Raw genomic sequence first — 13,590 nt, forward strand, 5'->3', positions numbered from 1 at the left:
AATGAGTTTGAATATATTCAAATTCGTGCCATAATACAAAACTCGCTCACGTAGCTCAGTCGGTAGAGCACCTCCTTGGTAAGGAGGAGGTCGAAGGTTCGATTCCTTTCGTGAGCACCATCTAGTGCACCACACTTCAGACGATTCGAGATAAGCAGCCATGGCCAAGGGTAAGTTCGAGCGCACCAAGCCGCACGTCAACGTCGGCACCATCGGTCACGTCGACCACGGCAAGACCACGCTGACCGCCGCACTGACCAAGATCGGCGCCGAGCGCTTCGGTGGCGAGTTCAAGGATTACTCCGCGATCGACGCCGCGCCGGAAGAAAAGGCACGTGGCATCACGATCTCGACCGCGCACGTCGAATATGAATCCACCGAGCGTCATTACGCCCACGTGGATTGCCCGGGCCACGCCGACTACGTCAAGAACATGATTACCGGTGCTGCCCAGATGGACGGCGCGATCCTGGTGTGCTCGGCCGCTGACGGCCCGATGCCGCAGACCCGCGAGCACATCCTGCTGTCGCGTCAGGTCGGCGTGCCGTACATCGTCGTGTTCCTGAACAAGGCCGACATGGTGGACGACGCCGAGCTGCTGGAGCTGGTCGAAATGGAAGTCCGCGAGCTGCTGAGCAAGTACGACTTCCCGGGCGACGACACCCCGATCATCGCCGGTTCGGCCCGTCTGGCGCTGGAAGGCGACCAGAGCGACATCGGCGTGCCGGCCGTGATCAAGCTGGTCGAGGCGCTCGACAGCTGGATTCCGACCCCGGAACGCGACATCGACAAGCCGTTCCTGATGCCGGTGGAAGACGTGTTCTCGATCTCGGGCCGAGGCACCGTGGTGACCGGTCGTATCGAGCGCGGCGTGATCAAGGTCGGCGAAGAAATCGAAATCGTCGGTATCCGTCCGGTCCAGAAGACCACCGTCACCGGCGTGGAAATGTTCCGCAAGCTGCTCGACCAGGGTCAGGCAGGCGACAACGCCGGTCTGCTGCTGCGCGGCACCAAGCGTGACGACGTCGAGCGTGGCCAGGTCCTGGCCAAGCCGGGTTCGATCAAGCCGCACACCAAGTTCGACGCCGAAGTCTACGTCCTGTCCAAGGATGAAGGCGGCCGCCACACCCCGTTCTTCAAGGGCTACCGTCCGCAGTTCTACTTCCGTACCACCGACATCACCGGTGCGGTCGAGCTGCCGGAAGGCGTGGAAATGGTCATGCCGGGCGACAACATCAAGATGGTCGTCACCCTGATCAACCCGGTCGCAATGGACGACGGTCTGCGCTTCGCGATCCGCGAAGGCGGCCGCACCGTCGGCGCCGGCGTGGTCTCCAAGATCATCGAGTAAGTTTGCACTACCGGCGGTTGCATAGCGCTGCCGGTCTCGCGAATGGCGGGCCGGGAACCTCGGTCCGCCTTCGCTGTCTTAGGGAAGGCAAGTTTTTTCAGTACGCCAGTAGCTCAATTGGCAGAGCAGCGGTCTCCAAAACCGCAGGTTGGGGGTTCGAGTCCCTCCTGGCGTGCCACTTCTCCCTTCCAGCGGCCATGCCGCCACTGCAGCCAGAGCCGGATGAACAGCAAGATCGAGCATTCCAAAGACAACGCCTCCAGCGGGGGTGATATCGTCAAGTACGCCGTTGCAGCCATTCTGGTTGTTGCGGGTCTTTTTGCTTGGTTCTGGTTCGGTGCTCCCGAGCATGCTTCCCAGAGTGCATGGGCCGGTCCGCTTCGCGGTCTGGCCGTTGTGGTTGGCCTGGTGGCCGGCCTTGGCGTGTTCCTGCTGACCGGCAAGGGTCGCGACACGCGTGAATTCCTTTCCGAATCGCGTTTCGAACTGCGCAAGGTGGTCTGGCCGACCCGCCAGGAAGCCATCCGCATGACCTGGGTGGTGGTCGTTGTTGTGATCATCCTCAGCCTGGTCCTGGGCGGATTTGATTTCCTGATTCAGAAAGCGACCCAGTGGTTCCTGGGTCGATAAGGAGAAACCAGTGAAGCGTTGGTACGTCGTTCACGCCTATTCGGGCTTCGAAAAGTCGGTGGCGCAGGCTCTGCGCGATCGCATCGTGCGTGACGAGATGCAGGAGCGCTTCGGTGACGTCCTGGTCCCGACCGAGGAAGTGGTTGAAATGCGCTCCGGCCAGAAGCGCCGTTCCGAGCGCAAGTTCTTCCCGGGCTACGTGCTGGTCCAGATCGAGACCCACGAAGAAAACGGTATCCCGCGCATCGACAACGAAAGCTGGCACCTGGTGAAAGACACCTCCAAGGTGATGGGTTTCATCGGCGGCACCGCCGATCGCCCGCTGCCGATCCGTGACGAAGAGGCTGCCGCCATCCTGGATCGTGTTCAGGAAGGTGTGGAAAAGCCCCGTCCGAAGGTGCTGTTCGAACCGGGCCAGATGGTCCGCGTCACCGAAGGTCCGTTCAACGACTTCAATGGCGTTGTCGAAGAGGTCAACTACGAGAAGAGCCGTCTGCGCGTCTCGGTGCTGATCTTCGGGCGTGCCACCCCGGTCGAACTCGAGTTCGGCCAGGTCGAAAAGGCCGTCTGACCCACGAGTTGACTGGCGGGATCCGCGGATCCCGCGACAGTCGCGCCGAGCGCTGCCCGGCCGCATTCACGCACCACTCCAAAAACCTGATATAGTGCGCGGCTTCCTGCCAGGAAGCTGGCAAAAGCAAGGGCCGCCGCGAGGTGGCCTTCTGCGTGAATTTTCAAAACGCGATGCCGGGACGCGTGATTCCCGGTCCGATGGGGAGCCTGTTGTCGCAAGGCGCTAGCACCCGGAGAGTACTCACATGGCAAAGAAAGTTGTCGGTTATATCAAGCTGCAGGTGAAGGCCGGTCAGGCCAACCCCTCGCCGCCGGTCGGTCCTGCGCTGGGTCAGCGCGGCCTGAACATCATGGAATTCTGCAAGGCCTTCAATGCTGCCACGCAGAAGCTGGAGCCGGGTCTGCCGGTCCCGGTGATCATCACGGCCTACTCGGACCGTACCTTCACCTTCATCACCAAGAGCACCCCGGCTGCCGTGCTGCTCAAGAAGGCTGCTGGCATCTCCTCGGGCTCCAAGCGCCCGAACACCGACAAGGTGGGCAAGGTGACCCGTAAGCAGCTGGAAGAAATCGCCAAGACCAAGGAAGCCGACCTGACGGCCGCCGACCTGGACGCCGCGGTGCGCACGATTGCCGGTTCTGCCCGTTCCATGGGCCTCGTGGTGGAGGGTTAAGAAGATGGCACAGACCAAGCGTGAGAAGGCCATCAAGGCCGCCGTCGTCCCGGGCAAGGCATATGCCTTCGAGGACGCGATCAAGATCCTGAAGACCGCTACCAAGGCCAAGTTCGTCGAGTCCTTCGACGTTGCCGTGCGCCTGGGCGTGGACGCCAAGAAGTCCGACCAGCAGGTGCGCGGTTCCACCGTGCTGCCGGCCGGTACCGGCAAGAGCGTGCGCGTTGCCGTCTTCGCCCCGGCCGGTGCCAAGGCTGACGAAGCCCTGGCCGCTGGCGCGGAAGCCGTCGGCATGGACGACCTGGCCGAGAAGATGCAGGCCGGCGATCTGAACTACGACGTCGTGATCGCGACCCCGGACGCCATGCGCGTCGTGGGTAAGCTGGGCACCGTGCTCGGCCCGCGCGGCCTGATGCCGAACCCGAAGGTCGGCACCGTCTCGGCCAACCCGGGCGAAGCCGTCAAGAATGCCAAGTCGGGTCAGGTGCGTTACCGCACCGACAAGGCCGGCATCATCCACTGCACCATCGGCAAGGCCGACTTCGCCGAAGACGCGCTGAAGTCGAACCTGCAGGCGCTGCTGATGGACCTGATCAAGGCCAAGCCGGCTACCTCGAAGGGCACCTACCTGCAGAAGGTTTCGGTCAGCTCGACGATGGGCCCGGGCGTCACCGTCGACCAGTCGTCGCTGACCCTGAAGTAATCGTTTCAAGCGGGTACGCGGCTCCGGTCGCGTACCCGTGACATTTGAAGGCAATCCGAGCGGGCATGCCCGCGACGATAGCCGTCAAAGACCGCAGGCGCGGTCGTTGCACACCGGCGACGGGCACGGATGCTCGCATTGGCAGGGAGTCGCCGCCGGCGCAGTACCGATCGCTTAATCGATTCCCCCGGGAATCACCCTGCGTAGATGGTGCCCTTCTGGAGTTTTTCTGGTTTACGCACGTCTGGGTTCTCCCAGGTTGGCCATCCAGGTCTAGAACGGCCCACCCTTGGAACATCGTCCCGATGTTCCCGGTGTCCAGGACGGATGCCGCCCAGGACCGCACACGGCAGGAGCCGTAAGCGGAGTTCAATTGGAGGAGTGCAATGGCTCTCAATCTGTCCCAGAAGCAAGAAGTAGTCGCCGAGCTGGCAGACGGCGCCGCCAAGGCCCACTCCTTGATCGCAGCCGAATACGCTGGCACCACGGTCGCCCAGATGACCGCGATGCGCAAGCAGGCTCGCGAAACCGGCGTTTTCTTGAAAGTTGTCAAGAACACCCTGGCTTCGCGTGCCGTTGAAGGCACCGAGTTCGCAGTCGCACAGGACAAGCTGGTTGGTCCGCTGCTGTATGCGTTCTCGCTCGAGGAGCCCGGCGCTGCCGGTCGCCTGATCAAGGAAGCTGCCAAGACCAACGACAAGCTCAAGGCCAAGGTCGTTTCGATTGGTGGTGAAGTGTTCCCGGCCAGCCACGTTGACGTGCTGGCATCGCTGCCGACCCGCGATCAGGCCCTGGCCATGCTGGCCCGCGTCCTGACCGAGCCGGTCACGATGTTCGCCCGCGCCATCAAGGCCATCGGTGACAAGCAGAATGGCGGTGAAACCGCTGACGCTGCTGAACCGGTCGCCGAGACCGCCTGAGTCGACGTTTCCGTGGTTCCGAACGGAACCTCAACCCAGAAAATTATCCAAAGGTAATCAAAATGTCCCTTACCAACGAACAGATCGTCGACGCCATCGCCGAGAAGTCCCTGATGGAAGTGATGGAGCTGGTCAAGGCCATCGAAGAGAAGTTCGGCGTCTCCGCCGCTGCTCCGGTCGCCGTGGCTGCTGCCGCTGGCCCGGCTGCTGCCGTCGAAGAGCAGACCGAGTTCGACGTCATCCTGAAGTCGGCCGGCGACAAGAAGGTCGAAGTCATCAAGGCTGTCCGCGCCATCACCGGCCTGGGCCTGAAGGAAGCGAAGGACCTGGCTGAAGCCGGCGGCATGATCAAGGAAGGCGCTTCGAAGGACGACGCTGCCAAGTTCAAGAAGGACCTGGAAGCTGCTGGCGCGACTGTCGAAGTCAAGTAAGCACTTCCTTGCCTCGCCATCGAATCACGGCGATGCAGCCAAGGCTGGGGGCGTAAGCCCCCGGCCTTTGGTCGTTTCATGCAGTACCTGATGTAACTAGCCCAACACGGGCTGCGGTCATGCCCCGCCACAGCAGCGCCCCGGCGCGCGGGCAGGGTAGTGGATGCAGACGAGTTGGCAGTTGGAAGTAGCGGGAGAAGGCGTGCTGGTGCCGGCAATACCAGCGACTTCCAACTGACAATTTCAGTTTCCCTTCGGGTCGTGGACGCACGATCCGCACAGCCAAGGTGATACCTCATGACGTCTTATTCGTTCACCGAAAAGAAGCGTATCCGCAAGGATTTCGGCAAGCAGCGCTCGATCCTCGAAGTGCCGTTCCTGCTCGCCATCCAGGTGGATTCCTACCGTGAATTCCTGCAGGAAAACGTCGATCCGGCCAAGCGCACGGACCACGGTCTGCACGCGGCCCTGAAGTCGGTGTTCCCGATTTCCAGCTACAGCGGCAACGCTGCCCTGGAGTACGTCGGCTACAAGCTCGGCGATCCCGTGTTCGACGAGCGCGAGTGCCGCCAGCGTGGCATGAGCTACGGCGCGCCGCTGCGCGTGACCGTGCGCCTGGTGATCTACGACCGTGAGTCGTCCACCAAGGCCATCAAGTACGTGAAGGAGCAGGAGGTCTATCTCGGCGAGATCCCGCTGATGACCGAGAACGGCACCTTCATCGTCAACGGTACCGAGCGCGTCATCGTGTCGCAGCTGCACCGTTCGCCGGGCGTGTTCTTCGACCACGACCGTGGCAAGACCCACAGCTCGGGCAAGCTGCTGTACAGCGCCCGCATCATTCCCTACCGCGGCTCCTGGCTGGACTTCGAGTTCGACCCGAAGGACGCGCTGTTCACCCGTATCGACCGTCGCCGCAAGCTGCCGGTGTCGATCCTGCTGCGTGCGCTGGGCTACAGCAACGAAGAAATGCTGGCCGAGTTCTTCGAGATCAACACGTTCCACATCAACCCCGATGAAGGCGTGCAGCTCGAACTGGTCTCCGAGCGCCTGCGCGGCGAGACCCTGAACTTCGACCTGGCCGATGGCGACAAGGTCATCGTGGAAGCCGGCAAGCGCATCACCGCGCGTCACGTCAAGCAGCTGGAAGCCTCGGGCATTGCCGCCCTGGCCGTGCCGGACGACTACATCGTCGGCCGCATCCTGTCGCACGACGTGGTCGACGCCAACACCGGTGAGCTGCTGGCCCAGGCCAACGACGAAATCACCGACGAGCAGCTGCAGGCCTTCCGCAAGGCCGGCGTGGATGCCGTGGGCACCCTGTGGGTGAACGATCTCGATCGTGGTCCGTACCTGTCCAACACCCTGCGCATCGATCCGACCAAGACCCAGCTGGAAGCCCTGGTCGAAATCTACCGCATGATGCGTCCGGGCGAGCCGCCGACCAAGGACGCCGCGCAGAACCTGTTCCACAACCTGTTCTTCACCTTCGAGCGCTACGACCTGTCCACGGTCGGCCGCATGAAGTTCAACCGTCGTGTCGGCCGCAAGGAAGTCACCGGCGAAGCCGTGCTGTACGACCGCAAGTATTTCGGCGAGCGCAACGACGAAGAGTCCAAGCGCCTGGTCGCCGAGCATGGCGAGAGCTCCGACATCCTGGACGTGATCAAGGTGCTGACCGAGATCCGCAACGGTCGTGGCGTGGTCGATGACATCGATCACCTGGGCAACCGTCGCGTCCGTTCGGTCGGCGAAATGGCCGAGAACGTGTTCCGCGTGGGCCTGGTCCGCGTCGAGCGCGCGGTCAAGGAGCGCCTGTCGATGGCCGAGTCCGAAGGCCTGACCCCGCAGGAGCTGATCAACGCCAAGCCGGTCGCCGCTGCCATCAAGGAGTTCTTCGGCTCCTCGCAGCTGTCCCAGTTCATGGATCAGAACAACCCGCTGTCGGAAGTGACGCACAAGCGCCGCGTGTCCGCACTGGGCCCGGGCGGTCTGACCCGCGAACGCGCCGGCTTCGAAGTGCGCGACGTGCACCCGACCCATTACGGCCGCGTCTGCACCATCGAAACCCCGGAAGGCCCGAACATCGGCCTGATCAACTCGCTGGCCGTGTACGCCCGCACCAACCAGTACGGCTTCCTCGAGACCCCGTACCGCAAGGTGTCCGACGGCAAGGTCTCCGACGAGATCGAGTTCCTGTCGGCGATCGAAGAGAACGAATACGTCATCGCACAGGCCAACGCCCTGACCGACGCCAAGAGCATGCTCACCGAGCAGTTCGTGCCGTGCCGTTATCAGGGTGAGTCGCTGCTGAAGCCGCCGGCGGAAGTCCACTTCATGGACGTCTCGCCGATGCAGACCGTGTCGATCGCTGCCGCGCTGGTTCCGTTCCTGGAGCACGATGACGCCAACCGTGCACTGATGGGCGCCAACATGCAGCGCCAGGCCGTGCCGACCCTGCGTGCGCAGAAGCCGCTGGTGGGTACCGGTATCGAACGCGCCGTGGCCCGCGACTCGGGTGTGACCGTGAACGCCCGTCGTGGCGGCGAGATCGTGCAGATCGACGCCGGCCGCATCGTGGTCAAGGTCAACGAGTCGGAGATCACCGACGCGACCGACGCCGGCGTGGACATCTACAACCTGATCAAGTACACCCGCTCCAACCAGAACACCTGCATCAACCAGCGTCCGCTGGTCGAAGTGGGCAACGTGGTGGCGCGCGGCGACGTGCTGGCCGACGGTCCGTCCACCGACATCGGCGAACTGGCCCTGGGCCAGAACATGCTGATCGCCTTCATGCCGTGGAACGGCTACAACTTCGAAGACTCCATCCTGCTCTCCGAGCGCGTGGTGGAAGAGGATCGTTACACCACGATCCACATCGAAGAGCTGACCTGCGTTGCGCGTGACACCAAGCTGGGGCCGGAGGAAATCTCCGCCGACATCCCGAACGTCTCCGAGCAGGCGCTGAACCGCCTCGACGAGTCGGGCGTGGTGTACATCGGTGCGGAAGTCCGCGCCGGCGACATCATGGTCGGCAAGGTCACGCCGAAGGGCGAAAGCCAGCTGACCCCGGAAGAGAAGCTGCTGCGCGCGATCTTCGGCGAGAAGGCCTCCGACGTTAAGGACAGCTCGCTGCGCGTGCCGCCGGGCATGGACGGCACCGTCATCGACGTGCAGGTCTTCACCCGCGACGGCATCGAGAAGGACAAGCGTGCGCGCCAGATCGAGGAAAACGAGATCAAGCGCGTCAAGAAGGACTTCGACGACCAGTTCCGCATCCTGGAAGGCGCCATCTACGCCCGTCTGCGTTCGCAGATCGTGGGCAAGGTGGTCAACGGCGGCGCCGGCCTGAAGAAGGGCGACAGCGTCACCGACGCCTACCTGGACGGCCTGAAGAAGGCTGACTGGTTCGCGCTGCGCATGAAGGACGAGGACGCCTCCGAAGCCATCGAGCGCGCGCAGAAGCAGATCCAGGCGCACGAGAAGGAGTTCGAGCGTCGCTTCGCCGACAAGCGCGGCAAGATCACCGCGGGCGACGACCTGGCTCCGGGCGTGCTGAAGATGGTCAAGGTGTTCCTGGCCGTGAAGCGCCGCATCCAGCCGGGCGACAAGATGGCAGGCCGCCACGGCAACAAGGGTGTGGTTTCCAACGTGGTGCCGGTCGAAGACATGCCGTACATGGCTTCGGGCGAAACCGTGGACATCGTGCTGAACCCGCTGGGCGTGCCGTCCCGTATGAACATCGGGCAGATCCTGGAAGTGCATCTGGGCTGGGCCGCCAAGGGCCTGGGCCGCAAGATCCAGGGCATGCTCGAGGCGCAGGCCGCGATCACCCAGCTGCGCAGCTTCCTGGACGACATCTACAACCACGACAAGACCCAGGTGGCCAACCACGTGGACCTGTCGCAGTTCAGCGATGAGGAACTGCTGCGTCTGGCCAACAACCTGACCGATGGCGTGCCGATGGCCACCCCGGTGTTCGACGGTGCGACCGAGGCCGAGATCAAGCGCATGCTCGAACTCGCCGACCTGCCGCTGAGCGGCCAGACCCAGCTGTATGACGGCCGCACCGGTGAAGCGTTCGATCGCCACACCACCGTCGGCTACATGCACTACCTGAAGCTGAACCACCTGGTCGACGACAAGATGCACGCCCGTTCGACCGGCCCGTACTCGCTCGTTACCCAGCAGCCGCTGGGCGGCAAGGCGCAGTTTGGCGGCCAGCGCTTCGGTGAAATGGAAGTCTGGGCGCTGGAAGCCTACGGCGCGGCCTACACCCTGCAGGAAATGCTGACGGTGAAGTCCGATGACGTGCAGGGTCGTAACCAGATGTACAAGAACATCGTCGACGGTGAGCACGAGATGGTCGCGGGCATGCCGGAATCCTTCAACGTGCTCGTGAAGGAAATCCGCTCGCTGGCCATCAACATGGAACTGGACGGCAACTGATCGTGCAGGCGCGGCTGCCCCGGCAGCCGCGCCGCCGGATGTGACCTGACAGCCCCATCGACACGAGATTTCCTCCTTTCGGAGAAACACCATGAAAGACTTGCTGAACCTCTTCAACCAGCAGCGCCAGACGCTGGACTTCGACGCGATCAAGATCGCGCTGGCCTCGCCGGATCTGATCCGTTCGTGGTCCTTCGGCGAAGTGAAGAAGCCGGAAACCATCAACTACCGTACCTTCAAGCCGGAGCGTGACGGCCTGTTCTGCGCCGCCATCTTCGGGCCGGTCAAGGACTACGAGTGCCTGTGCGGCAAGTACAAGCGCATGAAGCACCGCGGCGTGGTCTGCGAAAAGTGCGGCACCGAAGTCACCTTGGCCAAGGTGCGCCGCGAGCGCATGGGCCACATCGACCTGGCGTCCCCGGTCGCGCACATCTGGTTCCTCAAGTCGCTGCCGTCGCGCATCGGCCTGATGCTGGACATGACCCTGCGTGACATCGAGCGCGTGCTGTACTTCGAAGCCTATGTGGTGACCGAGCCGGGCCTGACCGCCCTGGAGCGTCGCCAGCTGCTGACCGAAGAGCAGTACCTGCAGGCACGCCAGGAGCACGGTGACGACTTCGACGCCGCAATGGGCGCCGAGGCCGTGTACGAGCTGCTGCGCACCATCGACCTGCAGTCGGAAATGACCCGCCTGCGCGAAGAAATCGCCAGCACCGGTTCGGAAACCAAGCTGAAGCGACTGACCAAGCGCATCAAGCTGGTCGAGGCCTTCCTCGAGTCGGGCAACCGCCCCGAGTGGATGGTCATGACCGTGCTGCCGGTGCTGCCGCCGGACCTGCGTCCGCTGGTGCCGCTGGACGGTGGTCGCTTCGCGACCTCCGACCTGAACGACCTGTACCGCCGCGTCATCAACCGCAACAACCGCCTGCGCCGCCTACTCGAGCTGAACGCGCCGGACATCATCGTGCGCAATGAAAAGCGCATGCTGCAGGAATCGGTCGATGCGCTGCTGGACAACGGCCGTCGTGGCCGTGCCATCACCGGCACCAACAAGCGCCCGCTGAAGTCGCTGGCCGACATGATCAAGGGCAAGCAGGGGCGCTTCCGTCAGAACCTGCTGGGCAAGCGCGTGGACTACTCGGGCCGTTCGGTCATCGTGGTCGGTCCGTACCTGCGCCTGCACCAGTGCGGCCTGCCGAAGAAGATGGCGCTGGAACTGTTCAAGCCGTTCGTGTTCGCCAAGCTGCAGCGTCGTGGCCTGGCCACCACCATCAAGGCCGCCAAGAAGCTGGTCGAGCGCGAAGAAGCCGAAGTCTGGGACATCCTGGAAGAGGTCATCCGCGAGCACCCGGTGATGCTGAACCGTGCGCCGACCCTGCACCGTCTGGGCATCCAGGCGTTCGAGCCGGTGCTGATCGAGGGCAAGGCCATCCAGCTGCACCCGCTGGTCTGCACCGCGTTCAACGCCGACTTCGACGGTGACCAGATGGCCGTCCACGTGCCGCTCTCGCTGGAAGCCCAGCTGGAAGCGCGTGCGCTGATGATGTCGACCAACAACATCCTGTCGCCGGCCAACGGCGAGCCGATCATCGTGCCGTCGCAGGACGTGGTGCTGGGTCTGTACTACATGACCCGCGCCCTGGAAAACAAGAAGGGCGAGGGCATGGCCTTCGCCAACATCGCCGAAGTCAAGCGCGCCTATGACAACCGCGTGGTGGAACTGCACGCCAAGGTCAAGGTCCGCATCACCGAGGTGGTGACCGACGAGAACGGCGACAAGCAGAACAAGACCTCGATCGTGGATACCACGATCGGTCGTGCCCTGCTGGCCGAAATCCTGCCGGAAGGCCTGCCGTTCGCCCTGGCCAACGTCGAGCTGACCAAGAAGAACATCAGCCGCCTGATCAACTCCAGCTACCGTCAGCTGGGCTTGAAGGACACGGTCGTGTTCGCCGACAAGCTGATGTACACCGGCTTCGCCTACGCAACCCGCGCCGGCGTGTCGATCGGCATCGACGACATGCTGATCCCGGACGAAAAGCGCGGCATCCTCACCGAGGCCGAGGCTGAAGTGCTGGAAATCCAGGAGCAGTACCAGTCGGGCCTGGTCACCGCCGGCGAGCGCTACAACAAGGTGGTCGACATCTGGTCGCGCACCAACGAACGCATCGCCAAGGCGATGATGGACACCATCGGTACCGAGAAGGTGGTCAACGCCAAGGGCGAGACCATCGACCAGAAGTCGATGAACTCGCTGTACATCATGGCCGACTCCGGTGCCCGTGGTTCGCAGGCGCAGATTCGTCAGCTGGCCGGTATGCGTGGCTTGATGGCCCGTCCGGATGGCTCGATCATCGAAACGCCCATCAAGGCGAACTTCCGTGAAGGCCTGAACGTGCAGGAGTACTTCAACTCCACCCACGGTGCCCGTAAGGGTCTGGCCGATACCGCGCTGAAGACGGCGAACTCGGGTTACCTGACCCGTCGTCTGGTCGACGTCGCGCAGGACGTGGTCATCACCGAGGTGGATTGCGGTACCACCGAAGGCCTGACCATGACCCCGATCGTGGAAGGCGGCGACGTCGTGGAGCCGTTGAAGGAGCGCGTGCTGGGTCGCGTCGTGGCCGAGGACGTGTTCCTGCCGGGCAACGATGAAGATCCGATCGTGACCCGCAACACCCTGCTGGACGAACAGTGGGTGGCCAAGCTGGAAGACGCCGGCGTGCAGAGCATCAAGGTGCGCTCGACGATTTCGTGCGCCTCGGCGTTCGGCGTCTGCGGCCGCTGCTACGGCCGCGATCTGGCCCGTGGCCACATCGTCAACATCGGTGAAGCGGTGGGCGTCATCGCCGCACAGTCGATCGGTGAGCCGGGTACCCAGCTCACCATGCGTACGTTCCACATCGGTGGTGCGGCATCGCGTGCGGCTGCGGTGGACAACATCACCGTGAAGACCACCGGTTCGGTGAAGTTCAACAACCTGAAGTCCGTCGAGCATGCCAATGGCTCGCTGGTGGCGGTGTCGCGTTCGGGCGAAATCTCGGTGCTGGATGCGCACGGCCGTGAGCGCGAGCGTTACAAGCTGCCCTACGGCTCGATGATCGCGTCCAAGGACGGTGATGCAGTGAAGGCTGGCCAGACCGTGGCCAACTGGGATCCGCATAACCACCCGATCGTGTCCGAAGTGGCCGGCTTCATCCGCTTCATCGACTTCATCGACGGCGTCACCGTCATCGAGAAGACCGACGAACTGACCGGCCTGGCCTCGCGTGAAATCACCGACCCGAAGCGTCGCGGTTCGCAGGCCAAGGACCTGCGTCCGATCGTGCGTATCGTGGATGCCAAGGGCAATGACCTGACCATCCCGAACACCGATCTGCCGGCCCAGTACCTGTTGCCGCCGCGCTCCATCGTCAACCTGCAGGACGGCGCTGCCGTCGGCGTGGGCGACGTGGTCGCCAAGATCCCGCAGGAAGCGTCCAAGACCCGCGACATCACCGGTGGTCTGCCGCGTGTTGCCGACCTGTTCGAAGCGCGTCGTCCGAAGGAGCCGTCCATCCTGGCGGAAATCAGCGGTACGATTTCCTTCGGTAAGGAAACCAAGGGCAAGCGTCGTCTGGTCATCACTCCGACCGACGGCAGTGATCCGTACGAGGAGCTGATTCCGAAGTGGCGTCACCTCAACGTCTTCGAAGGCGAACAGGTGAACAAGGGTGAAGTAATCTCCGACGGTCCGAGCAACCCGCACGACATCCTGCGTCTGCTGGGCGTCAGTGCGCTGGCACGCTACATCGTCAACGAGATCCAGGACGTTTACCGCCTGCAGGGCGTGAAGATCAACGACAAGCACATCGAG

Annotated in this window: 9 protein-coding genes and 2 tRNA genes; all 11 read left to right on the forward strand. The window is 63.2% G+C overall.

From position 1 onward, the window contains the following. The first annotated feature begins 44 nt into the window (after window positions 1-44). A tRNA-Thr gene (locus tag ACPEH8_RS18695) sits at window positions 45-120 on the forward strand. A 40-nt stretch (window positions 121-160) separates the two neighbouring features. Continuing rightward, window positions 161-1,351 (forward strand): elongation factor Tu, encoded by a 1,191-nt coding sequence (gene tuf / locus ACPEH8_RS18700; protein WP_136005519.1) that lies wholly within the window; start codon window positions 161-163, stop codon window positions 1,349-1,351. Window positions 1,352-1,453: 102 nt separating this feature from the next. Then, window positions 1,454-1,529 (forward strand) — tRNA-Trp (locus ACPEH8_RS18705). A 44-nt stretch (window positions 1,530-1,573) separates the two neighbouring features. Then, window positions 1,574-1,981, forward strand: coding sequence for a preprotein translocase subunit SecE (gene secE, locus ACPEH8_RS18710; RefSeq protein ID WP_017356000.1), 408 nt, complete (start codon window positions 1,574-1,576; stop codon window positions 1,979-1,981). Window positions 1,982-1,991: 10 nt separating this feature from the next. Next, window positions 1,992-2,552 carry a transcription termination/antitermination protein NusG gene (gene nusG / locus ACPEH8_RS18715; RefSeq protein ID WP_017356001.1) on the forward strand — a complete coding sequence of 187 codons (561 nt, stop codon included), beginning with the start codon at window positions 1,992-1,994 and terminating at the stop codon, window positions 2,550-2,552. Window positions 2,553-2,799: 247 nt separating this feature from the next. Next, window positions 2,800-3,228, forward strand: coding sequence for a 50S ribosomal protein L11 (rplK, locus tag ACPEH8_RS18720; protein WP_017356002.1), 429 nt, complete (start codon window positions 2,800-2,802; stop codon window positions 3,226-3,228). 4 nt (window positions 3,229-3,232) lie between these two features. Then, window positions 3,233-3,931 carry a 50S ribosomal protein L1 gene (rplA, locus tag ACPEH8_RS18725; protein ID WP_017356003.1) on the forward strand — a complete coding sequence of 233 codons (699 nt, stop codon included), beginning with the start codon at window positions 3,233-3,235 and terminating at the stop codon, window positions 3,929-3,931. A gap of 386 nt (window positions 3,932-4,317) precedes the next feature. Beyond that, on the forward strand, window positions 4,318-4,851 hold the full coding sequence (rplJ, locus tag ACPEH8_RS18730) for a 50S ribosomal protein L10 (protein WP_423667782.1): 534 nt from the start codon (window positions 4,318-4,320) through the stop codon (window positions 4,849-4,851). Window positions 4,852-4,913: 62 nt separating this feature from the next. Further along, a complete protein-coding gene (gene rplL, locus ACPEH8_RS18735) occupies window positions 4,914-5,282 on the forward strand; it encodes a 50S ribosomal protein L7/L12 (RefSeq protein WP_017356005.1) in 369 nt (122 codons plus the stop codon). Window positions 5,283-5,579: 297 nt separating this feature from the next. Next, window positions 5,580-9,734, forward strand: a complete 4,155-nt coding sequence (gene rpoB, locus ACPEH8_RS18740; RefSeq protein WP_017356006.1) for a DNA-directed RNA polymerase subunit beta — start codon at window positions 5,580-5,582, stop codon at window positions 9,732-9,734. Window positions 9,735-9,825: 91 nt separating this feature from the next. Then, window positions 9,826-13,590, forward strand: a 3,765-nt coding sequence (gene rpoC / locus ACPEH8_RS18745; RefSeq protein WP_423667785.1) for a DNA-directed RNA polymerase subunit beta', incomplete at its 3' end; no start/stop codon positions are given.

Source organism: Stenotrophomonas sp. NPDC077461, assembly GCF_049545475.1.
GTDB lineage: Bacteria > Pseudomonadota > Gammaproteobacteria > Xanthomonadales > Xanthomonadaceae > Stenotrophomonas > Stenotrophomonas nematodicola.

Coding starts and splice junctions, on each gene's coding strand:
- tuf (WP_136005519.1), top strand. CDS start 161: ATGGCCAAGGGTAAGTTCGAGCGCACCAAGCCGCACGTCAACGTCGGC.
- secE (WP_017356000.1), top strand. CDS start 1,574: ATGAACAGCAAGATCGAGCATTCCAAAGACAACGCCTCCAGCGGGGGT.
- rplK (WP_017356002.1), top strand. CDS start 2,800: ATGGCAAAGAAAGTTGTCGGTTATATCAAGCTGCAGGTGAAGGCCGGT.
- rplA (WP_017356003.1), top strand. CDS start 3,233: ATGGCACAGACCAAGCGTGAGAAGGCCATCAAGGCCGCCGTCGTCCCG.
- rplJ (WP_423667782.1), top strand. CDS start 4,318: ATGGCTCTCAATCTGTCCCAGAAGCAAGAAGTAGTCGCCGAGCTGGCA.
- rplL (WP_017356005.1), top strand. CDS start 4,914: ATGTCCCTTACCAACGAACAGATCGTCGACGCCATCGCCGAGAAGTCC.
- rpoB (WP_017356006.1), top strand. CDS start 5,580: ATGACGTCTTATTCGTTCACCGAAAAGAAGCGTATCCGCAAGGATTTC.